This is a genomic window from Polyangium sp. 6x1 (assembly GCF_029946515.1).
Taxonomy (GTDB): domain Bacteria; phylum Myxococcota_A; class Polyangia; order Polyangiales; family Polyangiaceae; genus Polyangium.
Window position 1 is genome coordinate 1 of record NZ_JARZHH010000103.1, and the last position, 26335, is coordinate 26335.

At 68.9% G+C, this 26335-nt stretch carries 21 protein-coding genes and 1 pseudogene; 9 read left to right on the forward strand and 13 right to left on the reverse strand.

What is annotated here, in order from left to right:
* Positions 1-257: pseudogene (locus QHF85_RS45985) on the reverse strand (hypothetical protein); the annotation flags it as partial.
* 229 nt (positions 258-486) lie between these two features.
* Here QHF85_RS45985 and QHF85_RS45990 point away from each other — a divergent pair.
* From QHF85_RS45990 to QHF85_RS46010, 5 genes are all read left to right on the forward strand, one after another.
* The gene (locus QHF85_RS45990; RefSeq protein ID WP_281333869.1) at positions 487-1260 is read left to right on the forward strand and encodes a MopE-related protein; all 774 of its coding nucleotides are present in this window, start codon (positions 487-489) and stop codon (positions 1258-1260) included.
* 476 nt (positions 1261-1736) lie between these two features.
* Positions 1737-2870, forward strand: coding sequence for an AI-2E family transporter (locus tag QHF85_RS45995; protein ID WP_281333870.1), 1134 nt, complete (start codon positions 1737-1739; stop codon positions 2868-2870).
* Entirely contained in the window at positions 2863-4470 is a 1608-nt protein-coding gene (locus tag QHF85_RS46000) for an FAD-binding oxidoreductase (RefSeq protein ID WP_281333871.1), read from the forward strand. The genes QHF85_RS45995 and QHF85_RS46000 overlap by 8 nt, the downstream gene beginning before the upstream one ends.
* Positions 4471-4606: 136 nt before the next feature.
* Positions 4607-5116: a hypothetical protein gene (locus QHF85_RS46005; protein ID WP_281333872.1), complete on the forward strand. Its 510-nt coding sequence runs from the start codon at positions 4607-4609 to the stop codon at positions 5114-5116.
* Positions 5117-5160: 44 nt separating this feature from the next.
* Entirely contained in the window at positions 5161-5853 is a 693-nt protein-coding gene (locus tag QHF85_RS46010) for a hypothetical protein (RefSeq protein WP_281333873.1), read from the forward strand.
* Between the two features lie 61 nt (positions 5854-5914).
* Here QHF85_RS46010 and QHF85_RS46015 read toward each other — a convergent pair whose 3' ends face one another.
* A complete protein-coding gene (locus tag QHF85_RS46015; RefSeq protein WP_281333874.1) occupies positions 5915-6841 on the reverse strand; it encodes an SDR family oxidoreductase in 927 nt (308 codons plus the stop codon).
* Positions 6838-7716 (reverse strand): lysophospholipid acyltransferase family protein, encoded by an 879-nt coding sequence (locus QHF85_RS46020; RefSeq protein ID WP_281333875.1) that lies wholly within the window; start codon positions 7714-7716, stop codon positions 6838-6840. Before QHF85_RS46020 ends, QHF85_RS46015 begins: the two co-directional genes overlap by 4 nt.
* Before the next feature lie 197 nt (positions 7717-7913).
* Here QHF85_RS46020 and QHF85_RS46025 point away from each other — a divergent pair, with 197 nt between their 5' ends.
* Positions 7914-9446, forward strand: a complete 1533-nt coding sequence (locus QHF85_RS46025; RefSeq protein ID WP_281333876.1) for a hypothetical protein — start codon at positions 7914-7916, stop codon at positions 9444-9446.
* A gap of 119 nt (positions 9447-9565) precedes the next feature.
* On the opposite strand, the gene QHF85_RS46030 is transcribed toward QHF85_RS46025, so the two are convergent.
* The 4 genes from QHF85_RS46030 to QHF85_RS46045 all read right to left on the reverse strand — a co-directional run bounded on the left by QHF85_RS46030 (position 9566) and on the right by QHF85_RS46045 (position 13672).
* Positions 9566-10246, reverse strand: coding sequence for a hypothetical protein (locus QHF85_RS46030; RefSeq protein ID WP_281333877.1), 681 nt, complete (start codon positions 10244-10246; stop codon positions 9566-9568).
* Between the two features lie 51 nt (positions 10247-10297).
* Positions 10298-10771 (reverse strand): hypothetical protein, encoded by a 474-nt coding sequence (locus tag QHF85_RS46035; protein WP_281333878.1) that lies wholly within the window; start codon positions 10769-10771, stop codon positions 10298-10300.
* 79 nt (positions 10772-10850) lie between these two features.
* Complete coding sequence (locus tag QHF85_RS46040; RefSeq protein ID WP_281333879.1) at positions 10851-11954, reverse strand: 3-oxoacyl-[acyl-carrier-protein] synthase III C-terminal domain-containing protein; 1104 nt, start codon at positions 11952-11954, stop codon at positions 10851-10853.
* Positions 11951-13672, reverse strand: coding sequence for a thiamine pyrophosphate-dependent enzyme (locus QHF85_RS46045; RefSeq protein WP_281333880.1), 1722 nt, complete (start codon positions 13670-13672; stop codon positions 11951-11953). The genes QHF85_RS46040 and QHF85_RS46045 overlap by 4 nt, the downstream gene beginning before the upstream one ends.
* A gap of 280 nt (positions 13673-13952) precedes the next feature.
* Between QHF85_RS46045 and QHF85_RS46050 the strand changes: the two genes are divergently transcribed.
* Positions 13953-14375 (forward strand): DoxX family protein, encoded by a 423-nt coding sequence (locus tag QHF85_RS46050; protein ID WP_281333881.1) that lies wholly within the window; start codon positions 13953-13955, stop codon positions 14373-14375.
* On the opposite strand, the gene QHF85_RS46055 is transcribed toward QHF85_RS46050, so the two are convergent.
* The gene (locus QHF85_RS46055) at positions 14346-15692 is read right to left on the reverse strand and encodes a DUF418 domain-containing protein (RefSeq protein ID WP_281333882.1); all 1347 of its coding nucleotides are present in this window, start codon (positions 15690-15692) and stop codon (positions 14346-14348) included. The two genes, QHF85_RS46050 and QHF85_RS46055, sit on opposite strands and share 30 nt — an antisense overlap.
* A gap of 14 nt (positions 15693-15706) precedes the next feature.
* Here QHF85_RS46055 and QHF85_RS46060 point away from each other — a divergent pair, with 14 nt between their 5' ends.
* Positions 15707-18418 (forward strand): DUF2961 domain-containing protein, encoded by a 2712-nt coding sequence (locus QHF85_RS46060; protein WP_281333883.1) that lies wholly within the window; start codon positions 15707-15709, stop codon positions 18416-18418.
* Positions 18419-18757: 339 nt separating this feature from the next.
* Here QHF85_RS46060 and QHF85_RS46065 read toward each other — a convergent pair whose 3' ends face one another.
* The 5 genes from QHF85_RS46065 to QHF85_RS46085 form a co-directional block, all read right to left on the reverse strand.
* Positions 18758-19549, reverse strand: a complete 792-nt coding sequence (locus QHF85_RS46065; RefSeq protein ID WP_281333884.1) for a hypothetical protein — start codon at positions 19547-19549, stop codon at positions 18758-18760.
* Positions 19546-20457 carry a pirin family protein gene (locus QHF85_RS46070; protein ID WP_281333885.1) on the reverse strand — a complete coding sequence of 304 codons (912 nt, stop codon included), beginning with the start codon at positions 20455-20457 and terminating at the stop codon, positions 19546-19548. Before QHF85_RS46070 ends, QHF85_RS46065 begins: the two co-directional genes overlap by 4 nt.
* Positions 20457-21920, reverse strand: a complete 1464-nt coding sequence (locus QHF85_RS46075) for a GAF domain-containing sensor histidine kinase (RefSeq protein ID WP_281333886.1) — start codon at positions 21918-21920, stop codon at positions 20457-20459. The genes QHF85_RS46070 and QHF85_RS46075 overlap by 1 nt, the downstream gene beginning before the upstream one ends.
* Before the next feature lie 274 nt (positions 21921-22194).
* On the reverse strand, positions 22195-22770 hold the full coding sequence (locus tag QHF85_RS46080; protein WP_281333887.1) for a hypothetical protein: 576 nt from the start codon (positions 22768-22770) through the stop codon (positions 22195-22197).
* Positions 22767-24701, reverse strand: coding sequence for an acyl-CoA dehydrogenase family protein (locus QHF85_RS46085; protein WP_281333888.1), 1935 nt, complete (start codon positions 24699-24701; stop codon positions 22767-22769). The genes QHF85_RS46080 and QHF85_RS46085 overlap by 4 nt, the downstream gene beginning before the upstream one ends.
* 131 nt (positions 24702-24832) lie before the next feature.
* Here QHF85_RS46085 and QHF85_RS46090 point away from each other — a divergent pair, with 131 nt between their 5' ends.
* Positions 24833-26167 (forward strand): peptidylglycine alpha-amidating monooxygenase, encoded by a 1335-nt coding sequence (locus QHF85_RS46090; protein WP_281333889.1) that lies wholly within the window; start codon positions 24833-24835, stop codon positions 26165-26167.
* Positions 26168-26335 lie beyond the last annotated feature (168 nt).

Sequence of the window (26335 nt, forward strand, 5' to 3'; positions counted from 1 at the left end):
AGCCCCGCCGGCGTCCCCGACCCGCCTGCGCCGCCGCCGCCGCCCACGCCGCCGCTGCCGCCTGCGCCGCCGCTGCCGCCTGCGCCTGCGCCGCCGCTGCCGCCGCCGCTGCCGCCTGCGCCGCCGCCGCCTGCGCCGTTGCCCCCGCTCCCGGTCGTGCCATTGCCCGACCCGCAAGCGGCGAGCAAAGAAAGGGCGCCGATCACGCCCAGAACACGCCCCCATCGCGCCACCGAGCCAAATTCGTCTCGAAGCATGTCTCCTTGTACACGCGGGACGAAGGCGCGGGAAGATCCATACGCGTCGCAGCGCACGTATTCGGGGTGCCCCTCCTCGAACGATTTCCGTCCTCAATCTCTCGAAGGGCTCTTCGTGAATTCCATTTGGTGACCCCCACTACGTGCTTTCGAGCATCGAAGAGGTTCGGGTGGCTTGGCGCGGGCGGCCGATCGAGGCTTTCCGCCCGCGTCGTGGGGAGGGTGCGTGATGGTCGAGCGATATCTTCTGGTATGGGCGGCGCTGACTTCGGCGGGGCTCCTCGTGGGGGCCGCCGGTTGCGCGCGGGGAACGACGCCGCCGCCCATGGACGAAAACCTCCTCGGCAGCGGAGGCGGAGGCGGCAGCGGCGGCGCAGGCGAGAGCGGCGGAGGCGGAAGCGGCGGCGAAAGCGGAAGCGCAGGCGGAGCCGCGTGTGACGTCCCCGAGGTCTGCAACGGCGTGGACGACGACTGCGACGGCGTCGTCGACGAAGACATCGCGGGCCTCGGCGGCGCGTGCCAGACGGGCCTCTCCGGCGTTTGCGGCGACGGTGTGGCAGGCTGCGATGGCGGCAAGCTCTTCTGCGTCGCGAAGGTGAATGCGACGAACGAGATCTGCGACGGCCTCGACAACGACTGCGACGGCGTGATCGACGAGGACAACCCCGGCGGCGGCGATGCATGCGACACCGGCCAATCCGGTCCTTGCGCGGAGGGCATCCGCACGTGCACCGCGGGCGCGCTCTCGTGTACGGCCACGGTCGTCCCGGAGCCCGAGGTCTGTGGTGATTCCCTCGACAACGACTGCAACGGCGCGGTGGACGACGGGTGCGGCTCGGGCCCGCCGGCCTGCGGCCACGACCCGTGCGTACCCGGGAAAAAGCTCGATCCGCTTTGCGACCCCTGCGTGGCCACCGTTTGCTTGATGGACAAGTCGTGCTGCAAGTCGACGTGGGACGTCTTCTGCGTGGCCATGGGTCAGCTACATTGCGCCTGTCCCTGAGAGGGTGCTTCACAGCGTTGTGCTGGGGCTTTGCCCCAGGCCCCACCAGGAGCTATCCGCTCCTGGACCTGGACCAGCGCAAGCGCTGGACTCGCAGTCGATGAACTGCGCGACGCGCAGTTCATCGAACGGGCCAGGTCAAGACCGCGAACGACCTGCCAACCAAGACAGCAGCGCTGCTGGTTCAACGGGCAACCCGGCCTGTGGGACGAACTGCGCATCGCGCAGTTCGTCCCCAAAGGGTCCAGGGCTGGCCCTGGTTCGGGTCGAGGGGCGAACAGCCCCCGCGGGGCCCGGGGCGGCGCCCCGGCGCGGCGCCTCCAGCTGAGACCAATGCTCAGAACCAGGGCCAGCCCTGGACCTCGGGTGCATCGACTGCGGTGCCGTCGATGCGAGCGAGTCGCGCCCCGTTCGCACGGAAGCGGTGAGCATCCGAGGTGCGCGCCGCGTCCTCTGCGGCTAGGATGGCCGCCGCCTTGGACACGCGCGTCCCGTCCCGCTCCGACGCCCTCTTGCAAGTCGCCGCCTTCGTGGTCGTCGTCGCCGCCCTCCACGCCGCCGCGAGCGTGCTCGTGCCGATCGCGATGGCGCTCCTGCTCGCCGTCGTCAGCGCGCCCCCGCTCACGTGGCTCGAGAAGCGCCGCGTTCCCGAGCCCGTCGCCGCCGCGCTCGTCCTGTTCGCGAACATCGCCGTCCTCAGCGCCGGCGCCTCCGTCGTCGCGAGCTCGGCCACCGAGTTCGGCGAGGCCGTGCCCCGCTACCAGGCGCGGGTCGACGTCGTCGCCGCGGAGCTCACGGAGTGGCTGCGCGCGCACCACTTCCGCGTCCCCACGGGCGCCATCACCCAGATGATCTCGCCCGGCGCCGTGCTCTCGTTCGGCGCAGGCATGATCCGCGATCTCGCGGGGCTCGTCTCGAACATCTTCATCGTCCTGCTCATCCTCGGCTTCATGCTCTTCGAGGCGCGCACGTTCTCGCGCAAGCTCCGGGCCCTCGCGGGCGAGCGCGGCGGCTACGTGGGGCTCTTCCCCGGGATCGTCGGCGATGTGCAGAACTACCTGTTCATCAAGACCGTCGTCAGCATCGCGGTCGGCCTCCTCGCGGGCCTCATCGTCTACGTCCTCGGCGTGGATTTCGCGCTGCTCTGGGGCCTCGTCGCGTTCCTCTTGAACTACATCCCCAACGTCGGCGCGATCATCGCCGGCGCGCCGCCGGTCTTTTTCGCGCTCCTCTCGCACGGCCCGGGCCGGGCGCTGGCCGTCGCGGCGGGCTTCCTCGTCGTGCACACGGTGCTCGGCAACATCCTCGAACCTGCGTGGATGGGCCGTAGGCTCGGTTTGTCGGCGACCGTCGTTTTTCTCTCCCTCCTGTTCTGGGGGTGGCTCTGGGGGCCGGCCGGCATGTTCCTCTCGGTGCCCCTGACGATGGTGGCGCGTATCCTCCTCGAAGGGAGCGAAAAGACGCGCTGGATCGCCGTGCTCCTCGATTCGAGCGCGCCAGGGGATCCGGGGGATCCGCCGATCGGACCCCTGAGCGTCAAGGCCGCGCAGGCCGGACCCCAGAGCGTCAAGGCCGCGCCCGCCGCGGAGGAGCCCAAGGACGATGCGTGAGCGTGAGCGTAGCTTCTGGGCGTGGGGATATACGGACGCTTTTCCGGACGAACCCGGTCTGCAGGCCCTCGCCGCGCAGGTCGGCGCCCTCCTCGGCCGGGAGTTTTCCCCGCGGCCTTTGCCGACCCTCGAATCCGTGCGTCTCCCGGAGCCGCGCACCCTGCCGCCCACCTCCCTCGCGCCGATCTCCTCGGCCGCGGCGAAGGACCGGATCCTCCACACGTACGGCAAGAGCTATCGCGACATCGTCCGGGCCTACCGCGGTGATTTCTCGGTCGCCCCCGACTGGGTGAGCTTTCCCCGATCCGAGGACGACATCGAGCGCCTGCTTGCCCATTGCGCGGCCGAGGGCATCGCCGTGATCCCGTACGGCGGCGGCACGAGCGTGGTCGGCGGCGTCGAGGCGAACGTGGGGGATCGCCCGCGCGGCGTGGTCTCGCTCGACATGCGGCGGCTCGATCGGGTGCTCGAAATCGAGCCCATTTCGCGATCGGCGCGCATTCAAGCCGGCGCGACGGGCCCCGTCCTCGAAGAGCAGCTCGCCCCGCACGGGCTCACGCTCCGTCATTTCCCCCAGAGCTTCGAATTCTCGACCCTCGGCGGCTGGATCGCGACGCGCGCGGGCGGCCATTTCGCGACGCTCTACACCCATATCGACGATCTCGTCTCCTCCGTCCGGATGATCACGCCCGCCGGCACGTGGGCGAGCCGCAGGCTCCCCGCCTCGGGCGCGGGGCCGAGCCCGGACAGGCTCGCGCTCGGCTCCGAGGGGATCCTCGGCGTCATCACGGAAGCCTGGGTGCGCCTGCAGGCGCGGCCTCGATACCGGGCGTCGGCCAGCGTCACGTTCCCGCACTTCTCCGACGGCGCCCGGGCGTGCCGTTTGCTCGCGCAATCGGGCCTGTATCCCTCGAATTGCCGGCTCCTCGATCGCACGGACGCCCTGCTCGGCGGCGTCTTCGTCGACGGCGGGGCCGTGCTGCTCCTCGCCTTCGAATCGGCGGATCACCCGCTCGGGCCCTCGATGGACCGGGCCCTCGCGATCACCGCCGAGGCGGGCGGCGTTTGTCCCGAAGGACCCGTCCTGCGCGAGGATCGCGGGGAAGCGGCGCGGGCCCAGGCGACGTACAAACAATCCTTCTTTCGAGCGCCGTATCTGCAGAGCGCGCTCGTCTCCCTCGGCGTCCTCGCGGACACGTTCGAGACGGCGTGCCCGTGGGACCGATTCGAGGAGCTCGACTTCGCCGTGCACGAAGCCGTGCTCCCGGCCTTGCAGCGCGCTCTGGGCGGCGGCGTGCTCGCGCGGCGTTTCACGCACGTGTATCCGGACGGACCCGCGCCGTATTATACGTTCCTCGGTCCCGCGCGAGACGGCCGCGAGCTCGAGGCGTGGGCCTCGATCAAGGACGCCGCGAGCCGCGCGATCCTCGCCTCGGGCGGCACCATCACCCACCACCACGCCGTCGGCCGCGTGCACCGCCCGTATTGGCGCGCCGAGCGACCCGAACCATTCGAAGCCGCGCTGCGCGCCGCGAAACGCGCCGTCGACCCTGCCGGAATCATGAACCCCGGCGCGCTCTTCGAGCCCGACGAACGCTGACGCCTCGTTTGACGCGACATACACGAAATCGCGGGCTCGTGCGCCGGACATAGGCCGCACGAGCGCGCCGCGCCGCGCGCATTTGCTCGTGTAGGCCCCCCGTGGGTGCTAAAAATGGCCTTGATAGGGGGGAACGATGCATTCTCGTTTGAACGCGAGCGGTTCGTCGCGCGTGGTCGTGCGGGGCATTCTCTCGCTGCTGGCCCTCTCGGGCGGCCTCTTCCATTCTGCGGACGGTCTGTGCCGCGAGCCCTGGGAGGTCTCGACCCCGCCGCCGATCCTGTCCGACCGGGGCCCGGAGGACGTGATCGAGGGCGGCGTCGCGGCGACCGTGCTCTTCGCCTCGTTTGGCATTGGCCTCGGCGCCGCGGCGGCGACGCTCGACGCCGAGAGCGAGCGGCGAAGGGCCGATCCCTGCCGGAGCTGTCCCGGCGGCTTCAATGACATGCAGCGCGACATGGCATTCCTGGCGAACGGCTCGATTCTGGCGTTCGTGGGAGCCGGCATCGCGGGCTTCGGGACGGTGCTTTATGCGATCAACGTCGAAGACGACGTGCAGACCGAGACCGCGAAAAACAAGGAGGTCCGGCCGCAGGCGGTGGTGCGCTTCCAGGGCGGGCTCCTCGGCGTCCAGGTCCTCTTCTGACCGAGGCGTACATCCATTTCTGACTTTTTGGGGGTACGGTCGTCATGGCGCGTAAACACGTTGGACGGGATTTCTTCTGGATCGTGGCTTGCGCACTTACCGGCTACGGCTGCATTGTCGAGGGCGAATTCCTCGAGGATATCGTGCCGTCCGGGGCCGACCTGGGTACGAGCGCGCTCGCGTCGCGCTGCGGGGATGGCGTCCGGCAGGGCAGGGAGGCGTGCGACGACGGCAACACGGCGGCGGGCGACGGCTGCGACACGGTGTGCGTGGTGGAGCCCTGCTGGAAGTGCGCCGAGCCGGTCCCGGGCGCGCGCAGCGCGTGCGGGCCGCAATGCGACGCGGCCGCCGGGCAATCCTGCCTGATGGGCGTGTGCGTGAGCTGCAAGGACGGCCTCCGCAACGGCGACGAGACCGACGTCGACTGCGGCGGCTCCTGCGGCGCGTGCGACCAGGGCCACGCCTGCGGGGCGGGCGGCGATTGCGCGACCGGCTTCTGCTCGGGCGGCGTGTGCTGCAACGAGGCGTGCGGCGCTGCGTGCGTCCGGTGCGACCTCCCGGGCGCCGCGGGCATCTGCGCCTACGTCCCGGAGAACGAGGCCCACGAGGACCGCGCGTGCGGCGGCGGCACCTCCGCTTGCGACGGCAAGGGCGCGTGCAAGAGCATCGCCCGTCAGGCGTGCGCGATGGGCATCGAATGCCTGAGCGGCAGGTGCCTCGGCGGCGCTTGCCAGTAAAAGGTTTTCCCGCGGGGCGCGCTCGGACGGGCGCGCCCCGTTTCTTTTTCGAATGCCCGCTTTATCCCCGCACGGGGAACGCGTCCCGATATTCTTGCATCGCCCGCACCTCGTCCACCTGGTGGACGAACCCCGTGGCCGCGCGAAATGCCTCGCTGTCGACCACGACGGGGTATTTGATGTGCGCGAGCGCGCCCGGGGGAAGGCGAGGGAGGCCGAAGCGGCCGAGCGCCGCGCGGAAGGCGATCTCGGGGAGCGGAATGGGCGACCGCCCCGTCCCGCGGACGACCACGGAGAGCGGCACCGGTTGCGGCCCCGCGACGTTGTAGACGCCCTGCACCCGCTTCTCGAGCGCGAGGCAGATCGCCGTCGTCACGTCCTCCTCGTGCATGAAATGAAAGAGCGGATCGAACCCGAGCACCATGGGCACGTGCCGACCGCGCAGGAACGTGGCCAACGTGCCGTGCCCCGTAGGCCCGAGCGTATACACCATCCGGAGGACCGTCGTGCACAGATTGGGCAACCGCCAGAGCGCCGTGCACGCATAGAGATCGGCCGCGACGAGGTCGGAGAGCTCGGGGAAGGTCGTCACCGCCATCGGCGGATCCTCTTCCTTGTGATACAGCGGAGAATCGGCGGCCGCGCCGTAATAGGTGTGTCGTCCGACGAAGATCGCGTGCTCGACGCCCCAGTCGCGGCAATGCTCGAAGACCGCGCGCGTGCCGCCGAGGTTGATCTTGTAACGCTCGGCCGTCTTCTCGACGAGGTGCGTCACGGTGGCCATGTGAATGACCGCCTGAGGCCGCTTCTTGCGGAACACGTCCTCGGCCGCGCGCTTGCGGATGTCCACGTTGTGGAGCTCGATCCCGGCCGGCGCGTCGTGCCACGGCCGCCGATCGATCCCGATGACCTCGTGCCCCTGCTCGAGCAGGCGGCGCGCGACGCGCTGACCGAGCACCCCACTGATGCCCGGAATGAGAACCCTCATCGCTGCTCCTCCTTCGTGCCGTCCGGCTCACCCTCGAGCCGGCCCTCGTCCTCTGCGCCGCGCGACCACGCGAGCGCCTTTCGCCGCCGCTCCCGGCCCTCCTCGATGAGGCCGGCGATCCGCTGCTTCACCTGCTCCACGTATCCCTCGATGACCTCGTCCTCCTCGGTCCCCGTCCCTTCGAACCTCATGGGCGCCGAATACGTGAGCTCGAGGCGCACGGGCGCGGGGAGCGCGACGCCCCAGGGCGTGATCGGGACGTAGGGCGCGCCGAAGAGCTTTCCCAGGGCATACGAATTCGCGATCGTGGGAATGGCCTCGCCGCCGCCGACGAACCCGAACGGGATGATGGGCGTCCGCGTCTTCATGGCGAGGCGCATGAAGCCCGATCCGAAATGGACGAGCGTGTTGCGCTCGGGATAAAGCTTCGCCGTGCCCCGGGCGCCCTCCGGGAAGATCATGAGCAGCCGGTCGTCGTGGAGCAGGTGCTCGGCCGTCTCCACGAGCCCGGTGAGCTGCCCGCTCCGCGTGGCCAGAAGCCCCATGAACGGCGTCTGGGCCATGAACTTCTCGGCCATGCCCTGGGCGAGCCGGGGGGGCTCGAGCTCGAAGAAGCAGGACGTGATCACCATCGCGCCGTCGATCGCGATGCCGCCCGAGTGGTTGCCGACGAGCATGGCGCGCCCGCGGGCGGGGACGTGCTCGATGCCCTCGACGCCGACGGTGAAGTAATGGCGGTAGAGGAACCGGAAGGCCGTGAAGAGCCGTGCGAGGTGCTTCTTCGAGGCGCCGTACGGATCGACGCCGTAGGCGTTGAACGGCAGCTCGAGGCGGTCGACGCGGGCGGCGATCTCCGGATCGATGAGCAGGGACACAGGGTTTCTCCAGACGGAGGGGGCGAGGGAGAATAGGCGGAAGGCGAGCCGCGAGGCAAGGGGAGATCACGCTCGGCGCGGGGGGGCGGCGCACAGGGCCTCGGCGGCCGGCTCTTTCGACGGCAGCTTCGCGGGCTCCTTCGATTTCGACTCGTGATAGACTCGCTCGATCGGACCCAAGGCAAAGGAGGCCTACAATGAAGGAGTTCATGAAGCTCAAGGCGGCGCGGTGGGAGCGCATCCTGTCGCACCCGTTCTTCGATTGGCTGCATTCCGATGCGGTGCCGCTCGAGGACAAGGTCCTGATCGCGCCCATCATGACCGTGTTCGTGATGAACTTCCGCGACGCGAGCCGGTACTTCATCCGCTTTCCGAAGCCGCGCAACCGCTTCGAGGAGGCGCTGAACGGCGGCACGCGCGAGGACGAGACGCACTCGCGGCTCTTCCTGGAAGACTGGACCAAGATGAAGCTCGACGAGCGCCTCGGCTTTCGCGCGAGCGACATGCTCTGGTGGCTCTTTCTCTCGAAGGAGAACGAGCGATTCCGGTATTTCGTCCTGGAGTTCGGCCGGCTCGACGTCGAGGACGCGGGCGATCCGCTCGTCCGCTTCACGCACTCCGAGGCCGGCGAGGCCGCGGGCAACGCGTTTTTTCATCACATGGCGAAGGTCACGGGCGAGATCGAGGCGAAGACGGGGCTCCGGTACATCTACTTCGGCCATCACCACCTGGACCGGGAGCCGGGGTTCGTTTGGGGATCGAAAGGCGTCTTCGACGACGAGGTCCTCGACGAGCGACAGCGGCCGCTGGCGATGCGCCTTTCGAACCGCATGTTCGACCTCTTCGAGGAGGTCCACGATTGCTTCCTGGAATACGGACGCACGTACATGGAGCCGGGCCGGCTCCCGCAGAGGCCGCGCGCCGAAGCGCCCGCGCCGCTCGTGCGATCCGAGCCACGGGAGCGGCCTTCGTACGAGGTCGAGCTCGAAGGGCCCATGGCGCTTTATCACGAGGACGTCCTTCGCGTCATCGAGGAGCGCAAGGCGCAGGCGGCGCGGCATCCCTTGTACGCGTGGCTCTGCGAGGAGACCCGCGTCTCGCCGCGAGAAAAGCTCATGCGGCTCCTCCCGCTGTGGGTGCCGGACATCATGGGCTATCGTGATCTGAACCGATACGCGGTCCGTTATCCCGAGCCGAGCACGCCGAAGGAGCGGCGCATCAACGAATGGTGCGACGACCTCGAGACGCACAGCGCGCTCTTTTTGCACGACTGGCAGGCGCTCGGGATGGATGAGGTCCTCGGCTGGAAGGCGAAGGACACGCTGAAGTTCCTGTTCCTCGAACCGCAGATCGAGGCGCACCGGAAAAACCTCGCGACGTTCGCGAAGCTCGCCATGGGCCACCGCGATCCGGCGATGCTGTTCTGGTTCGTCGCGGCGCTGGAGGCGAGCGGGCACGCGTTCTTCGAGAACGTGAAGAAGCTCGCGGAGGTGGTCGAGAAGGAGCGGGGCCTCCGGCTCGATTATCTCTGCGACCGGCACGACGCGGCGCACGAGGCGCGTGGCGAGCGTCTCGAGCGAAGAGCGTTCATCACGAGCGAGCGCATCACCACGGCCGAGCGCGACGTGGCCATTGGCATGGTCGATACGATCTTCGACGCGCTGGAGGAGCAGCTCACGATCTCGCTCGACGCCGTCCGCTCGAACAAGCTCGGCATAGCAGGCCGTTGATAAGCTTGCTGCGCGCCCTGGATCGTCGGTCGTCGTCCTCGGAATACGCCTGTATTCCTGCGTCCTCCTCCCTAGCTCCAGGGCGCTCGCGGCGCTTCTCAACAGCCTGCTAGCTTTCGTCACACCCTCGGGCCGAGCTCTTTCACGATTTCGGGCGGAAACTGCCGTTCGGGGGCATTGTCGGATTCGCGGAACGGCGGCAGGGTCGGGTCTCGTTTGCAGGCCGCGAGATACGCCCGCTTCGAGACCTGCTTCCCGTTCACCCAGTACTTCGGGTAGCCTCGCCGCAGCTTTCCATTCCGGTTCCATTGGCGCTCGATGCCGTGCAGAAGTCCCTTCCGGAAATGGCTCTCCTCGTAGACGCGGCGTTCGTCGTCCTCGAGCCACCATTCGAATCCCTCGCGATGGCCGTCGCGGAGGTACCGTACCTCCGAGAGGTAACGTGCGCCGTCGCCGCGAAGCTGCCACCAGAAATCGATTCCGGTGCCACGGACCATTTTATAAGTCCCGACGAGCTGCCCGTCGATCCATTGCTTGGCGGTCCCGTGCGGCAAACCATCCACGTACGGCTCCGCGGAGCTGAGGGCGCCGGGCCAAACCCAATGGTACTCGGTCCCGTGCTTGATTCCTCGCCGGAGGGGTATCTCCCAGTACGGCTCTCCCGTCTCGTGGAAGTAGCGCGTACCGACCGACTCGTCGCCCACGGAATACTCGGCCCGCCGCCTTACCCCGTCCGGGTAAAATGCGACGACGCGCTCGGTCGCGGTCTTCGGAATGAACGAACGGTAAGGACGCGCCATGTCGTCCCGCTATCGGTCCCGCTGCGAAGTGTCAATCTTTCGACGCCGCGTTCAGCCCTTCGCAGCCGCTTTCATGGCCTTGACGTCCGCGAGCACGACCTGCGCCTCTTCCTCGCTGAGGAATTTCGCCTTGCGCGCGACCCACAGGATGCCCTCTTCCGTGGTCGACGCGATGGTCCACGGGAAAATCACGCGCGTGAGCGACTGCAACGTCTTCACGGTCGCGCGAATCGCCCCCGCCTTGAGCCCTTGACCCTCGATCACGAACGCGTGCGCAAGGATGTGCTTCTCGAGCGCGCGTGTCGCCTGGCCGAGCGCGTTCGCCGCGGCGCGCTCGGGGGCGCCGTGATCGGCGCTCGTCAGCACGATGAAGATGCTCCCGCCCGGGTGCGCCTGCATGATTTTGGAGCCGCGCTCGTTCACCTGGATGGCCGCCGGCAGCGTCGGCGCCTGCTTCCACCACACGACGAGGACGGGGGGACGCCACCCCATGGCGACGGCAGGTTGGTCGTAGACGATCTCCACGGTCCGGCAACGCTAGCAGGAGAAGCGGCCCCGGAAAAGCGTCGCGTTCGAGGCGTGGATCGGGGAAAGCCGGCGGCCCTTACAAAACCTCGAGGGGCAACCCCGGCGAAGGGCCGAGCGCGACGTCACCCCAGCGAACGATCGCCGAGCCCGAGCTCGACGCGCTGCCTACGGTGTGCAGCAAGACGAGATCGCCGCGCCGGATGGGCAGTTCGACCGCGGCCGTGTAGAGGTTCACGGGCATCAGCGCGGGGCCGCAGTTCGCATACCGCGGAAACGTGTCGATGGTCCGCGCCCGATCGAAATCGAGGACACGCGCGCAAAACGAGGCATACCACGCGGTCGGCGTGTTCACGACGAGCCAGTCGATGTCCGACATCCGGAGCCCCGCTTTCTGGAGGGCCATGTCGGCCGTCTTCCGCAGATACGGCTCGGAGACCTGACGCAGGACCTTGCTCGCGCTCCGATCCGAGCGGAGCCGGACGACCTGTTTGTCGCGCTTCGGATCGTCGACCACGTCGAGCAGGAAGGCTTTGCACGTCTCGGCGCTGTGCAGCATCGCCGAGGCCACGAGCCCTTCGCCCGCCGGCACCTCCGAGACGACGAACGCCCCGGCGCCGTCGCCCGAGAACCACGACATCGTATCGTGCTCCTCCACGGACCGCGAATACGTGCACGAGACGACGCCGAGCACGTTCCGGTATTGCCCGGCGCGCACGAGGGCACACGCGGTCTCGAAGACGGCGAACGCCCCGGAGCACGCCGTCTCCAGGTTCCACGCGGCCGAGGTGAGGCCGAGCTCGCCGGCGAGGAACGTGGCGTGGCCGATCCCCATCCTGTCGTGAAAGAGCGAGCACGCGATGACGAGATCCACCTCCGCGCGTGGGATCTTCGCGGCCTCGAGGGCCATCGTCGCGGCGCGCGTCTCGATCGTCATCGCATTCTCGTGCGGCAGGAGCACGCGCCGCTCCGCCGCGCCGCGGAACGGGTCGTCGAGGTATTTCTCCATTTCGGCGTCGAACGCGTCCGGCGCCTCGCGTGGCTCCTCGGGCGCCGCCCACACGTTGCGTTTCTCCATGGGCCCGCCGAGCATCTGCGGGTAGTGACGGCGCCAGTAATCGTTCGTCTTCAGGCCACCGGGGAACGTGATGGCGAGCGATCGCATCCCTGCGGAGGTAGTCATGGGGAAAAGCTCTCCTTGGCGGTTTGCGCCTCCAGGCTTCGGACACGGCTCGTGATGGGCGGTCGTTCCTCCGGATCCACCCGGACGTCCACCACGAAGGGTTTTCCCGATGCGAGCGCCGCCCCCAGCGCCGCTTCGAGCTCCTCCTCCCGCTCGACCCGCGCTCCGAGCGCCCCGAGCCCCCTTGCTACCAGCGAAAAATCCGTATCGGGCAGCGTCGTCTCGACCGGATCGTATCCGGACGCGCGCATGCCATGCTCGACGATGCCGTATTGACGATCATTCAGGACCACCCACACCGCCGGGATGCCGTACCGCACGGCCGTGCTCACCTCCTCCAGCATGAGCATCGAGCCGTCGCCCACGAGCGCGACCGCCGCTTTTCCCCGCGCATGCGCGGCCCCGAGCACGCCCGTCGTCGCGTGCCCCATCGATCCGAAATGCAGCCCCGATCGATATCGCCCCGGCTCCTGGAACCGAAGCACGTGGTTGCCCCACACGAATGCGCTGCCCGCCTCCGTGAGCACGGGCGCGTCGGAGGACTCGACCACGACGCGCTGCACCGCCTCGAAAAGGAAACGCGGCCGGACCGAGCCTTCGGCGAGCGGATCCAGCGGCGCAGGCCTCGGCAATGGACGCAGGGCAGGCAGCACGCCTTCCCGCGCGGGCAGGCGCGGGAGGAGCGCCGTGAGAAATGCGCCGATCTCGGCCTGCACGCCGAAGGTCTCCGCCGAGGGATACGCCGCGCCGAAGACCGCGGGATTGACGTCCACGTGGACGAACCCTCCCGGCGGCACGAGGTCCTGCCGCCAGAACGACGTGCATTCCCAGAGGCGCGTGCCGAGGACGAGGGTGCGCCGGATGCCCGCCGCCTGCATGCACGACGCGACCCGCGCATGGCTCCCGACGCCCGTGGTCCCGATCGAGAGCGGGTGATCCTCGGGGAAAATGCCCTTGGCGCGCGGCGAGCACATCACGAGCATCGAACGTCGCTCGGCGAGCGCGCGGACGAGAGGCACGGCCTTCCGCGCGCCGAAGCCCACCCAGAGCGCACAGGGCTCTTCCGTGAGAATTTTCGCCACGGCGTCGAGGGCCTCGGTGGACGGGGCCGGGCCGGGCAGCGTGTTCGTCTCGGCGAGGGCCGGCCCGTCGAACATCGCCGACTGCACGCTCAGCGGCAAATGGATGTGCGCGACGAACCCCTCGACGGCCCGCGCTCCGACGGTCAGCCGTCGCAAGATGACTGGCAACTGCGAAGGATGCTCCAGGGTCGTCGCGTAGTGGAAGAGGGGGCCGTCGGAGAGCAGGCCCGCGGGGAGCGTCCTCGCGGTCGTCTCCTGAGCGGCGCCGCGATCGCGCTGGGACGGCGAGGTGCCGCCGGAGACGAGCAAGACCTTCGCGCCCTCGATGCGGGCGGCGGCGAGGCCCGTGATCGCATTCGTGATCCCCGGGCCGGCCGTCGCGAACACCACCGTGGGGCGATCCTTGGCGAGGCTCTCCTCGAGCGCCGCGAACGCCGCGCCCGACTCGTGCCGGCAGTGAAGGACGCGCACCCGGCTCCGCGCGAGCGCGTGGCAGAACGGGACGATGGAGCCGCCGCCGAGACCGTACGCGACCTCCACGCCGAGGCTCGCGAGGAACGCGGCCAGGACCTCGGATACGGACGCGCGGGGCGCCCCGGGCCCAAGCGGATGGTGCGGTGGAGGTGCGGGGTGCATGAAGGACGCTCGGACGGGCGATCATACGCCTCGGGGAGGTGCGGCTCAAACTTGCTCGACGGTCCCGTTGCGAGGTGAGCGGGGATGCCCGCCTGCACGACATCCAAACCGCCCTCCTCACGATCCGGCCGCGTTTGTTCGAATCGGCGTTGAAAAAATCTTTCGCGGGGGACCGATGAGTTTTTCGGGGTCGGGCGGTCCATGGGGGGTGTCGACGGCGCCGGGAGCGGGCCGCCGAAGTCCGAAACCGACGGGAAGCCGAGTCAGAGGAGGAACGAAGATGACGACGAGTGCCCTTGTGTCCGAGCGTCCGATGGAAACCCCGGCGACGAAGACGTCCTGGACCGGACGTATCCTCAGCGGCCTCGCGGTGGCGTTCCTGCTCTTCGACGCCTTCATCAAGCTGATGGCGCCGCCGGAGGTGCTCGCGGCGCACGACACGCTCGGGTTTCCCCCGAGCCTGGCCCGCGGCCTCGGGACCCTCCTTCTCACGTGCGTCATGACCTACGTGATTCCGCGGACCTCGTTTCTCGGGGCGATCTTGTTGACGGGTTATCTCGGCGGCGCGGTCGCGACGCACGTGCGGGTCGATAACCCGCTCTTCAGCCACGTGCTCTTCCCGGTCTACGTCGCCGCATTCATCTGGGGAGGGTTGTATCTCCGGGACGCGCGCCTACGCGAGCTCTTCTTGCCGCGCCGGTAACCGGAGCGGCTGCAATCGACCGTACGTCATCGAGCGCCACACCCACTCCATCGGCCCGAAGCGGAAGCGCGAGAGCCAGGCGCGCGCGAAGATCACCTGCAACGTGAAAATGCAGAGCGTGATGGGCACCGCCGACCAGGCGGGAAACCGGCCCGCGAGTCCGAGCCCCCAGCCATAATAGACGAATGTGCTCAAGAGGCTCTGTCCGAGGTAGGTCGAGAGCGGCATCTGGCCGGCGGGCGCGAGGCAGAGCAGCGCGCGGCGCCACGCGGGCCGCTGCATCAAGAGGACCACCGCGGCCGCATACCCGGCCGTGAGCAGCACGACCCCGAGCTCGGAGGGAACGATGAGCGCGAGCCCGACGAGCTCCGGGATGACAATGCCGCTGCGCTGCAGGAACACGCGCCCGGGCTGGATCGCGGAGCCGAGGAGGCCGAGCCCGAGGCCCCAGCCGAGCAGCTTGCGGAAGAATGGGAGGCGTGCCTCGGCGTCATGAAAGATCCTCGTCGTGCCGGCCCAGGCGCCGAGCAGATATCGCCCGACGAGCCAAGCGAAGTACCAGGGCCAAATGAAGCTCGAGAAATACAGCGCCTGCTTCACGTGCATCACGGTGAGCAGGCGGCGATCGCTGCCCACGATTGCGGCGTGCATCTGCGCGCGAAATGCATCGAAATCGGGGGGCGCGGGCGCATACGGCTTGTAGGCTTCGGCGACGGAGTGAATCGAGAAGACGAAGAGCGGGACGAGCAGCAAGAAGAGGCCCCACGCGAGGAGCTTCCACCCGCGCACGCGGCGGAAGAAAAGGAGGCCGAAGCCGGCGAGGGCATACTCCCACATGACATCGCCCCACCAGAGCAGGACGACGTGGGAGACGCCGAGGAGCGCCATCGCCGCGAGCCTGCGGACGTGGAGCGGGACCACGCTGCGCCCGCGCGCCTCGGCGCGCTCGAGCTGCACGGCGAAGCCGAGACCAAACAGCATGGTCAGAAGCGCCATGGCCTTTCCGTTGACGAAGAGCCCGAGCACGTAGAGGAACACCCGGTCGACGGTGTTCGTCCGCGCGAGGACCACCTCCCGCGGCATGAACGCGCGGGCGGAAAACCACGGCACGGTGTTCGCGAGGAGCACGCCGTAGAGCGCGAAGCCGCGTAACACGTCGAGGACCACGACCCGCTCCACGGCGGCGACGGGCGCGAGCTCCGTCGTATTCGTCTTCGTCGGTTCGGCTTCTCCCTGGCCGGTCTCCATCATCCGCGCAGCATACAAGTTCGCCGCCGCGACGAGCAAGGCGGCCGGCACCATTCCAACGGCGACCACATTAGGTTTCCCGTATGGCCCTCCCGAACCTCCTCGGCGCAGCGCTCGCAATTGCACCGAATGCGGTTTCCTTGCCCGTCTCCCCGGTCCTCTCCGAGCTCCTCACGTTCCATCCGGGCTGGGTCACGAGGAGCGTGACCACGCACGATCCCGCGGGGGGAAACGACGACGGATTTCGCGCGGGTGTCGCCGTCGAGGGGGAATTCCGGGTTCTTTTTCATGCGCGCGGGGAGGGGAGGATCACCCGGATCTGGATCACGGCGCCCCGCAAGGAGCTCGAAAAAGACGGCCAGGAGCTCTGGATCGAGGTCGATGGCCAGACCGCGTTTCGTGGAGATCCTCGCGATTTCTTCGAGGGACGCGGCCCCTTCCAGGCCCCGCTCGTCCTCGGCGTCGACGCGAGCTCGGGCGCATACACGAGCCACGTGCCGTTCGCGTATTCCCGCGAGGCCAAGGTGCGATATCGCGGCGTCCCCCTTTATCATCAGATCACCTACCGCGAGGGGCCCGGAGCCGCCGCGGGCCCGGACGCCGCGGCGCTCTCCCGGTTCCTGCGCGAGGACTGGACGGAAAAACCGCCGGTCTTTGGCCCCGGGAGCACGCTCGGGCCCGGGGCGAAGCGCATTCTCGCCACGGGGCCGACCACGGTCTCCCGGCTTTTCGTCGAGCTGCCGGCCGCGCGCCTCGGGGATCTCCGGGTGCGCATCGGGGAGCAGCCCCCCGTGCCCGCGTCTTTCTTTTTTGGTCTCGCCAGCAAGAGGGGCGCGGCCGACGAAGGGTGGGTGACGTTCCGGAGCGCGCTCCACGCCGCGTGGAAGACGTGCGCCTCGGGGCGGGTCGCGACGCGCCTGCCCATTCCGCTCGCCGCGGGCGAGGCGCTCTCGCTCGAAGCGGCGTCCGAGGATCCGATCGAGGACATCAAGGTCGCCGCGGATCTCGCGGAGGCCCGCCCCGGCGTGCGGCTCGCCGCGCAATACCGCGATCAGGCGGCCCCCGGGCGCGAGACCACCTTGCCCATGTTCGAGAGCGACGAACCCCTCCAGTTCGTGGCGCTGCTGGAGAACCTCGACGAAGGACCCCGCGGCGATCGAAGGTATCTGGAGGGCGACGAGATGATCCGGACCGACGGCATGCGTTACCCGATGCAACACGGGACCGGCACCGAGGACTATTACAATGGCGGCTGGTACTTCCTCGGGGCCCACGCGAACCCGCTGAGTGGCCAGCTCCGCTTCCTCGTCACGGATCCGGAAGACGAATGGAAGCAAGCGAAATTCGAGCATTCCCTCTACCGCCTGCACGTGCCCGACCCCATCGTGAGCCGGTCCGGGATGCGCTTCGGCTTCGAGGTCGGTCCCACGGGCAGCTTCACGCCGCTGCGCGTGCGTTCGCTCGGGCTCGCCTACGTGTTCTCCGGCCTTCGCGTGATCGGGGAGCAGACAGCGTCGATCTGGGGCACGCGCCTCCGGAGCTCGGCCGTCGACGCCGAGCGCGATACACCCGTCCAGACCTTCCCGGTGCGGGAGCGCCGCGGCGTCACGCGCATTCTCTTGCATTGCCCGTCCGCGGACGCCCGCGCGCTCTTGCTCGTCCGCGCCTACGCGCAATCTCACGGCCCGCAGGAGGCGCGCGTGCGGCTCGACGGGGAGGACGTCGGCGGATTCTTCGAATCCCAGCAAAACCCGACCCGCGCGCTCGCGGAGGACGCGCTCTGGATCGAGTTACCTCCCGGGGCCTGCGCGGCCGGCAAGGCGCCCGTCGTCGAGATCGACGCGACCGGATCGCCCGAGCCTTTCAGCGAGAGCAGGTATCTCTTGCGGTATTTCACGGGTTCCGGATGCCCCACGCTCTCGCAGGGGCGAAACGTAAAAATTCTGGATACCGGGTCTTTGCCCGAGGGACCCCATTACGTCAACGATCACTCGCTCCTCCAGCTCGCCGATGGCCGATGGTTGCTCACGGGCATCTTCCACCGCGAGCCCTACGAGGGCCTCGACGAGCGCGTCTTCGTCCACGCCCTCGCCGACGGCCCGGGGCCCGCGCGCTGGTACGAGGCCACCTCGCCGAGTTTTTCGATTTCTCCCCAGCGCTTCACGCTCCGCGCGCAAAAAGACGAGCCCTGGATCTGGGCCCCCCACCTCGCGCGTGATCACGACGGCAGCCTGGTCATGATGTACCACGTGGGCGCGCGCGACCAAGACCGCGTAGGCTTCCGCCTCGCGCGCTCCACGGACGGCAGGACCTTCCAGCGCGCCGGGGGAACCCTGTTCGAGGATTTCTGCGTCGCCCGAGATCCCATGCTCGTTCGATTCGCAGATCTCTGGGTCGCATATCATACGCGCTGCGCATCGAAGGACCGCCGCCTGAGCGGCGTCGCGTACCGAACCTCGCTCGACCTCACGACATGGAGCGAGCCGAGCATGGCCCTGACGCTCGGGCCGGACACGATCCGGCACGACAGCGGCCACACCGAGTCGCCGTTCGTATTCGAGCGAGACGGCTGGTTTTACCTGACGGTGACGAGTTATCCCACGGCCTGGGACGCGACCCTCATGTATCGCTCGCGCTCGCCGTTCTCCTTCCCGAGCGAGCCCTTCGCGCGCCTCTCCGCACACGCGGCCGAATGGATCGCCGAGGGAGGCGATTTCAATGAGGGGCGGCTGTTCTTCACGCACGCCGGAGCAGGGCAGGGGGGCGTCTTCCTGCAGGAGCTCCTCGGCCTCTGAGCGCCGCGCTGGGGCTTTGCCCCAGGCCCCACCGGGGCTATCCGCCCCTGGACCCGGACCAGCGCAAGCGCTGGACTCGGGGTCGATGAACTGCGCTTCGCGCAGCTCATCGAACGGGCCAGGTCAAGACCGCAACCGACCCTGCCAACCAAGACAGCCGCGCTGACGGTTCAACGGGCGACGTGGTACCAGCGGCGGCCTGTGGGAAGAACTGCGCATCGCGCAGTTCTTCCCCAAAGGGTCCAGGGCTGGCCCTGGTCCGGGTCGAGGGGCGGATAGCCCCCGCGGGGTCCGGGGCAGCGCCCCGGCGAGGCGCCTCCCCGAGGAGACCCGACCGCCTCAATCCCCGACGATCCGCCGCCGGACGAGAAACCCGGCGCCCACGACGAAATGCATCAGCACGAATGCGCCGAGGCCTGCGGCGATCCCCGCGAAAAGCTCCTTGAAAGGCAGCTCTTGCCTCGCGAGCACGAATCCGAGCCCCGTGAGCGTGATCCCTCCGAGGCCGGAGATCCAGGGGACGCGCGCTGGCGCCTCGCTGTACGGGCCGCTGCCGACGAGCGCGAGCCCGTCTCGCTCGCCGAGGGCCTGCGCGAAGCGGATCGAGGCGACGTCGAGCCGCACGCGCCCCGCTGCTTTGCGCAGCCGCGCGGATGGCTCGTGATTGTCGCAAACGGGTGCGTCGAGAGAAACGTTTGCCTTCGTGTCCGTGAGTGCCCGCGTCCGCGTGGAGGGCGCGCCGCAGGTGCAGCAGATGTCCGGCAATTCGCCCGGTGAACCTCGCAAGAGGACCCCGAACGAAGGCCCGTCGCTCGCCCGGTCCGGCGGCGTGAGCACGAGTTTGTCGCCCTCCACCTCGACGAATCGCTTGCAATGCGGGCACTGATGCCCCACGCAATCGACCTTCACCGACAAACCATGGACGCGCTCGCCGCATCCCGGGCACGCCGCGACGTACGCATACATGAACGCGGCGACGATCAGGAAGACGACGCCGAGGGCGAGCAGCACGGCGACGATCCACGTGATCCACGAGGGAAACAGGATCACCGGCACGAAGGCGACACCGAGGCGCACGGCGGCCCAGGCGAGATCGTAGGAAAGGCTCGAGGAGGAGCGCCGCAGCGTCATTCGGGCAGCGGGATGAACTCGACGTCGTCGCCCGGGATCTTCGGGAAACGTTGCTCGCGCCAGTCGGCCTTCGCCCGATCGAGGCGATCCTTCGAGCTCGAAACGAAGTTCCAGAAGATGTGCCGCTCCCCGTCGATTCGCGCGCCGCCGACGAGCATGACGTTCGTCGCTTCGAGCGCCCGCAGGCTCACCTCGACGCCCGGATGGAGCACGACCATCGCGCCCTCCGTGAACGTCTTGCCGCCGCACTCGATGCTGCCGTCGACCACGTACACGGCGCGCTCCTCGTGCTCGTCGGTCACGGGCAAGAGCGCGCCCGCTTCGAGCTCTGCGTGGGCGTAGAGCGTCGGTGAGAGGACGCCCGTCGGCGCCTTCGCGCCGTACGCGGTCCCCGCGATGACGTGCAGGACCGCGCCGGGGCGGTTCACGATCGGGATCGTGCTCCGCGGGTGATGCTCGAAGCGCGGCTCGATCTCCTCGTCCTTTTGCGGCAGCGCGACCCATGTCTGGATCCCGTGCATCCGCCCGCCGCTCGCCTTCACCTCGGGCGCCGTGCGCTCCGAGTGCACCACGCCGCGCCCCGCGACCATCCAGTTCACGTCTCCCGGCCGGATCGTCTGCTCGGAGCCGAGGCTGTCGCGGTGCACGAACGCCCCTTCGAGCAGGTACGTGATCGTCGCCAGCGCGATGTGCGGATGCGGCCGCACGCTGATCCCTTCGCCCGGCGGAAAATCCACGGGGCCCATGTGATCGAAGAAGATGAACGGCCCCACGAGCCGCCGCATCGGCGACGGCAGGACCCGCCGCACCACGAACCCGCCGAGGTCCCGTGGGCGCGCTTCGATCACGAGATCGATCCCGCCGTCTCCACCCTTGCACTCCGGATCCTTGTCGAGATGGCGGCTCATCAGGTTCTCCTCGGCACGTGTTCCACGGCGGCAGCATACCTCGGCGAACCTTCGCTGCGGTAGTCGCCTGTCCGCGCCTCGCCGTTGTGGCTCGCCTCTCGCGTTTCCCGAGGAAGGGGCAGCGTGACCGTGAACGTCGCTCCGTGATCGCTGCCCGCGCTCTCCGCCTTCACGGTGCCGCCGTGCATTTCCACGAGGTGGCGCACGATGGCGAGGCCGAGCCCGAGCCCGCCCTGCGGCCGCGAGGCGGAGCTGTCGGCCTGCCGGAAACGATCGAACACGTACGGGAGAAACGCGGCGCTGATCCCCTTGCCGGTGTCGCGCACGATCATCTGGACGAGGCCGTCGTCCCGGGTGATCTCGACCTCGACGCGCCCGCCGGGCGGCGTGAATTTGATGGCGTTCGCGAGCAGGTTCCAGACGATCTGCCGGAGCCTGTCGGGATCGCCGTACACCGGGACGGACGGGCGCTCGGGCGTCACGTGGAGCTCGATGCCCTTGGCCTGCGCCGCGGGGCGGACCACGTCGATCACCGCCTGCACGACGTCCCCGAGATCGATGAGCCGCTGCGCGAGGCCGAGCTTGCCCGTGATGATGCGCGAGACGTCGAGCAGATCGTCGATGATCCGCATCTGCGCCCGGACGTTCCTGTCGATGGCGGCGAGCGCGCGCATGCGCGTCTCCGCGTTGCACTCGCGCGTCGCGAGGACCTGCGTCCAGCCCATGATCGCCGTGATCGGCGTGCGCAGCTCGTGCGAGACCAGGCTCAAGAACTCGTCCTTCAGGCGGTTCGCCTTCTCGGCTTGCCTGCGCGCCTCCTCGGCCTGCGTGCGCGCCTCCTCGGCTTGCCGGTGCGCCTCCTCGGCTTGCCGGCGCGCGTCCTCGGACGCCTTGTAGAGCCGGGCGTTGTCGATCGCGACGGCGGCTTGCCCGGCGATGCCGACGACGACGCGCTCGTCTCGCTCGGTGAAGACGCCCGCCTCGGCGTGCCCGAAGAACAGGGCCCCGAGCACCTTCCCGCAGCGTGAGACCACCGGCACCGCGAGGAAGCTGCGGACCGGCGGATGACCCTTGGGTATCCCGTAGTGCGGCGGGTTTTTCCCGTAGCGGGGATCGGCGTGCACGTCGTCGATGCGCACCACGCGCTCGCCCCGCAGCGTGGGCCCGAACAGCGGCGTGTTCCGGGGGAGCCCGAAGCGCTCGAACCTCTCGCGCGCGGCGCCGGAGAGCGTGTAGAGCGTCAGGGAATCGCTGGTTTGCCCGGAGTAGAAGAAGGCGCCGAATTGCGCATCGGTCAGCGCGGTCGCCTCGTCCGTCAGCTTTTGCACGAGCCTGTCGAGATCGAGCTCGGCCGCGAGCGCGGCGCCGATGCGCTGGAGCGTCTCGTTGATGCGGATCTCCTCGCGCAGGTTCCGCTCGGCGCGCCGCTTCTTGCTATCGGAAAAATAGGCGTCCAGGACCACGCCTGCGAGGCTCCTCGCGAGGTGGTGCAGCGGTCGTACCCGCCGGCATGGCGGGCACATGGTCCTCGCCATGGACGTGCCTTTCCCCATCTTCAAGGTTGCCGCTCGCTCGGATCCATTCCCTCGTATTCGGCGCCCGAGTGACGAACGTAATGCGATCGCTGGCGAACGCACATGGCCCGCGGCGTGCCTTCGGCGAACACGCGGCCTGCGCCGCGTCCCTCCGAGCGAGAAAGCGCGCTCTCGCGTCTGAAACAGCGATCGGCTCGATGCGCTAGCGCCCGACGGGCACGACGCCCTTCACGTTTTTCGTCAAATCCCAGCCGAGCCAGGCGTCCTCGAATGCGGGGTCGACGAACCACTGCCGCTTCGCGCCGGGCGTGTCGTCTTCGATCACGACCCAGTCGTGATCGCGCAGCCCCGGCAGCGGCACGACCTTCTCGAACACCTCGGCGCGCGCGCTGTGCACCACGTACGCCCGCGCCGGGAGCTTCGAGCGCGCCGCGGCCATGTCGAAGATCCGCGCGAAGAGGTGCGCGTACTCGATGCAGTTGCCCTCGCGCGGTTCGGCTCCGAACGACAGGCGCGTCGGGTGCCCGATGCCGAAATGCAGCCGCGCGCCGGTCATGCGCAGGGAGAGCTCGATCGCGTCCTCCACCGTGGCGGGCCGCGCCTCGCGCAGCTTGAATTCGATCGCGGCTTCGAGCGGCTTGTCGAGCGTCGCGGACGACGCGCGTGTCGTGTGCGGGCCGTCGAGGCCCACGTTCGCCCGGGTGAGCGCGATCGCGAAGAGCGTGAGCCCGACGATCGCGAGGAGGGCAAGCGCGAAGACGCGCGCCTTTTTCTTCATCCCGCGGCCTTCGCCGGCGCGGCTGCGTTCGCCTCGTCCGCCCTGGCGAGTGAAACGAGCAAGCGATCGCCGGTGGTCATGATGGCGTCCGCGAGGTGCCGCGCGCGGATCTCGGCGCGCTCGAGGTGCCGCTCGAGGACCTCCCGCCGATCGGGGTGCTTCTGGGCCTGCTCGAACAGCAATTCGCCGATGGCCTCGTCGGCGAGCAGGCGCGTGAGCCGCTCGGCGTGCAGCATTGCATAGGAAAAGTCGCGCTTCGGATCCCAGCTCCCGAGGAGCTTCGTCGACCACGACCCGACGGGCGAGCGCAGCGCGTCGCCGATCTTGTCACCCGCCGTCCGCACGACGAGGTGCTGCTGCGCGGCGTGCGAGAGCGTCTGGATCCGCGCAAGCTTGCGCTCCAGCGGATCCCGCGACGACACGCTCCGCAGCCGCGCCTCGGCGCCGCGACGCAGGAACGCAGCCGGGTTCTTCAGGATGCCGGAGAGCGTGTCCTTCATCGCCATGAGCGACTGGATCTGGCTCGTGCCCTCGTAGATCGGCATCACGGTCGCGTCGCGCAGGAGCTTCTCCGCGCCGTAGTCCTTCGTGTACCCGACGCCGCCGTGGATCTGGACCGCGCGCCGCGCCATCTCCACGGACTTCTCGGCGCCGAGATATTTTATCAAGGGCGTCACGCGCCGCGCCTTGCGCTTGTGTCTCGCGACCTCCCGCGAAAGCCGGGCGCGGTCGGTCTCCGAGAGGCGGCCGAACTGGAGCCGGAGCGATTTCTTCTGCGACAGCTCCTCGTGCACGGCGCCGTGCATCGCGAGCGCGCGGATCCCCTGGATGTCCGTGCGCATCTCGTCGATGTAATCGGCGATCATCTCGTGCCGCTCGATGGGTTTGCCCATGGAGCGCCGCTCGGCCGCGTACCCGCGCGCGAGCGAGAGCGCCGCCTCGCAGAGCCCGAGCGTCTCGAAGCCCACGCCGATGCGGGCATTGTTCATCATCGTCAGCATGTATTGAAACCCGTCGCCGCGCTTGCCGACGAGGTGCGCCGGGGCGCGGTCGAACGAGAGCGCCGCGGTCACGGACGCGTGATGGCCGAGCTTCTCCTCGACGCGATCGATCGTCACGATCCGCCTCCGCGTGCCGTCCGGCCCGTCCTCGTACGTCGGGACGAGGAACATCGAGAGGCCGCCGAGCCCCGCGAACGGATCGCCTTCGTCCTTCGGCTCCTCGGTCCGCGCAATGACGAAATGGTATTTTCCGTGGCCGGACGTGATGAAGATCTTTTGCCCGGTGACGAACCAGTTTCCGGCGGCGTCCTCCTCGCCGCGCGTGCGGAGCCGCGCCATGTCGCTGCCGGCGTCGGGTTCGGTGATATCCATGCAGCCCCAGGCCTCGCCGCGGACGATCTCGTCGATGTACGAGCGGAAGCGCGTCCCGAGGATCTTGCCCGTCTCCGGATCGATCTCGCTCGTGCCCTCGCGCATCGAGAACATCAGCATCGCCAGCGCGATGCCGCCGTGAAAGCCGTGGTGCGCCATCACCGAGACGTCGGCGCGGCCGAAGAGCTCCGTGCCGATGAAATAAAGCATCGCCGGCGCGTTCGTCCCGCCGAGCTCGCGCGGCAGGCACAGGCCGTGGAGCTCCATGCCGCGGATCGTTTCGAAGATGGACGCGAGCCGCGGCGGGAACGAGGCCTCGCCGTCCCGGAAGATCACGCCCTCCCGATCGAGCTGCGCGGCGTGCGGCGCGATCTCCTCGGCGGCGAAGGTGCCGAGCGTGTCGAGGATGTCGCGGTAGAGATCGAGGGCCTCGCCGAGGCTCTGCGGGCCGCCTTCGCTCCGGAAATCGTGCTCGGTGGCGCGCGCGATGGGCTCCCAGTCGATCCAGCGCTCGACGTAGAAGCGGAGGTCCTCGTTGTCCCGGAAGTAGTTCGGCATCGCCCTCACACCCTTCGCCCGGCGCCTCGCGTGGGCCGGGCGGATGATACACGGGCGTTGGTTCTCGTGGGCTCTTTACGTTCGGGCGGGCTCCGGTGTCTGATGGGGCTCGAGAACGGGAGCACTACTTCATGACGAACACACGATTGCGAGCCGGCGTGGTCCTCATTCCGATCCTGCTCTGGGCCTGCGGCGGCGGCGGCGCGGCGACGACGGGCGGAGGAGGGAGCGGCGCGGGCGGGAGCGGCGGCGGCAGCGGCGGCGCGGGCGGCGGGGCGGATTTGCCTTGCGACGTGGCCGAGGTCGTGGCCGAAAATTGCCAGATCTGTCACTCGTCCCCGCCCAAGTACGGCGCGCCGATGGCCCTCGTGACGGCGGCTGATTTTCACATGGGCGCGCAGAGTGATCCTTCGAGGAAGGTCTACGAGCTCGTGAGCGAGCGCGTCCACGACGCGGCGAGGCCCATGCCGCCGAAGGGCCTGCTCGACGCGGGCTCGCAGGGCGTGCTCGACGCGTGGATCGCCGCCGGCGCGCCTGGGGCTTCGGCCGATTCGTGCTCGGGCACGGGCGGCGCGGGCGGAGGCGGCGGCGGATCGGGGCTCGATTGCACGCCCGACGTCTTGCTCCGGCCGAAGACCGCGTGGGCGATGCCCAAGCTCACGGAAGACGCGTACGTATGCTTCGGCGCCGACGCCGTCGTGCAATCGAAGCGGCACATCACGACGATCGCGCCGGCCGTCGACAACGACGTCATCGTCCATCACATGCTCTTGTACGAGGTGGGGACGGCCTACGACGCGACGCCGAAGCCGTGCGGCGCGGGCGATTCGGGGGGCGGGCGCCTGGTGAGCGTGTGGGCGCCGGGCGCGCAGGCGCTCGTCTTGCCGGCCGCGGCGGGTTTGCCGATCGAGGGCACGGGCCATTACATGATTCAGATGCACTACTCGAACCTGATGCAGCTCGACGGCCAGAAGGATCTGAGCGGGTTCGACCTGTGCACGACGACGGACCTGCGCCCGAACGACGCGGACATCCTCGCGTTCGGCACGACGAAGATCAACATCCCGGCGCACAGCGACCTCGACCTCAGCTGCAACCTCACGGTCCCGGCGGGCTTCCCGAAGCTCAACACCTTCGCGATCGGCCCGCACATGCACAAGCTCGGGACGAGCATCTCGGCCGCGCACACGAAGGCGGGCGGCGGCGCGCCCGTGGAGCTGACGAACCGCGATCCGTGGAGCTTCGACGACCAATACTGGGACGTGACCAACACCACCATCAGCCCCGGCGACACCATCACGACGCGCTGCGTCTGGCAAAACCCGAGCAATTCGAACGTGACCTTCGGCGAGGACACGTCGAGCGAGATGTGCTTCGTGTTCGCGGCGTATTACCCGCGGGTTCAGCTCCAGAACTGGCATTGGGGGCTGCCGGCGGTCACCTCGGAATGCCAGGCCGCGCCCTGAGAAAGGTCGTCCCCATGAAGATTGGCAAACGAAATACGATGTGGACCCTGCTCGTCCCGCTCGCGGCCGCCCTCGTCGCCTGCAGCGGCGGCGGTAGCAGCAGCCCCAGCGGCAGCGGCGGCGGCGGCGGTGGCGGCGGCGGCGGCGGCGGCGGCGGCGGCAGCGGCG

Bases quoted from the DNA above. Each gene is read 5' to 3' on its own strand.
- QHF85_RS46025 (WP_281333876.1), top strand. From the start codon at position 7,914: ATGAAGGAGTTCATGAAGCTCAAGGCGGCGCGGTGGGAGCGCATCCTG.
- QHF85_RS45990 (WP_281333869.1), top strand. From the start codon at position 487: ATGGTCGAGCGATATCTTCTGGTATGGGCGGCGCTGACTTCGGCGGGG.
- QHF85_RS46070 (WP_281333885.1), bottom strand. From the start codon at position 20,457: ATGAGCCGCCATCTCGACAAGGATCCGGAGTGCAAGGGTGGAGACGGC.
- QHF85_RS46000 (WP_281333871.1), top strand. From the start codon at position 2,863: ATGCGTGAGCGTGAGCGTAGCTTCTGGGCGTGGGGATATACGGACGCT.
- QHF85_RS46030 (WP_281333877.1), bottom strand. From the start codon at position 10,246: ATGGCGCGTCCTTACCGTTCGTTCATTCCGAAGACCGCGACCGAGCGC.
- QHF85_RS46080 (WP_281333887.1), bottom strand. From the start codon at position 22,770: ATGAAGAAAAAGGCGCGCGTCTTCGCGCTTGCCCTCCTCGCGATCGTC.
- QHF85_RS46010 (WP_281333873.1), top strand. From the start codon at position 5,161: ATGGCGCGTAAACACGTTGGACGGGATTTCTTCTGGATCGTGGCTTGC.
- QHF85_RS46090 (WP_281333889.1), top strand. From the start codon at position 24,833: ATGACGAACACACGATTGCGAGCCGGCGTGGTCCTCATTCCGATCCTG.
- QHF85_RS46015 (WP_281333874.1), bottom strand. From the start codon at position 6,841: ATGAGGGTTCTCATTCCGGGCATCAGTGGGGTGCTCGGTCAGCGCGTC.
- QHF85_RS46040 (WP_281333879.1), bottom strand. From the start codon at position 11,954: ATGACTACCTCCGCAGGGATGCGATCGCTCGCCATCACGTTCCCCGGT.
- QHF85_RS46050 (WP_281333881.1), top strand. From the start codon at position 13,953: ATGACGACGAGTGCCCTTGTGTCCGAGCGTCCGATGGAAACCCCGGCG.
- QHF85_RS46065 (WP_281333884.1), bottom strand. From the start codon at position 19,549: ATGACGCTGCGGCGCTCCTCCTCGAGCCTTTCCTACGATCTCGCCTGG.
- QHF85_RS46045 (WP_281333880.1), bottom strand. From the start codon at position 13,672: ATGCACCCCGCACCTCCACCGCACCATCCGCTTGGGCCCGGGGCGCCC.
- QHF85_RS46005 (WP_281333872.1), top strand. From the start codon at position 4,607: ATGCATTCTCGTTTGAACGCGAGCGGTTCGTCGCGCGTGGTCGTGCGG.
- QHF85_RS46085 (WP_281333888.1), bottom strand. From the start codon at position 24,701: ATGCCGAACTACTTCCGGGACAACGAGGACCTCCGCTTCTACGTCGAG.
- QHF85_RS46060 (WP_281333883.1), top strand. From the start codon at position 15,707: ATGGCCCTCCCGAACCTCCTCGGCGCAGCGCTCGCAATTGCACCGAAT.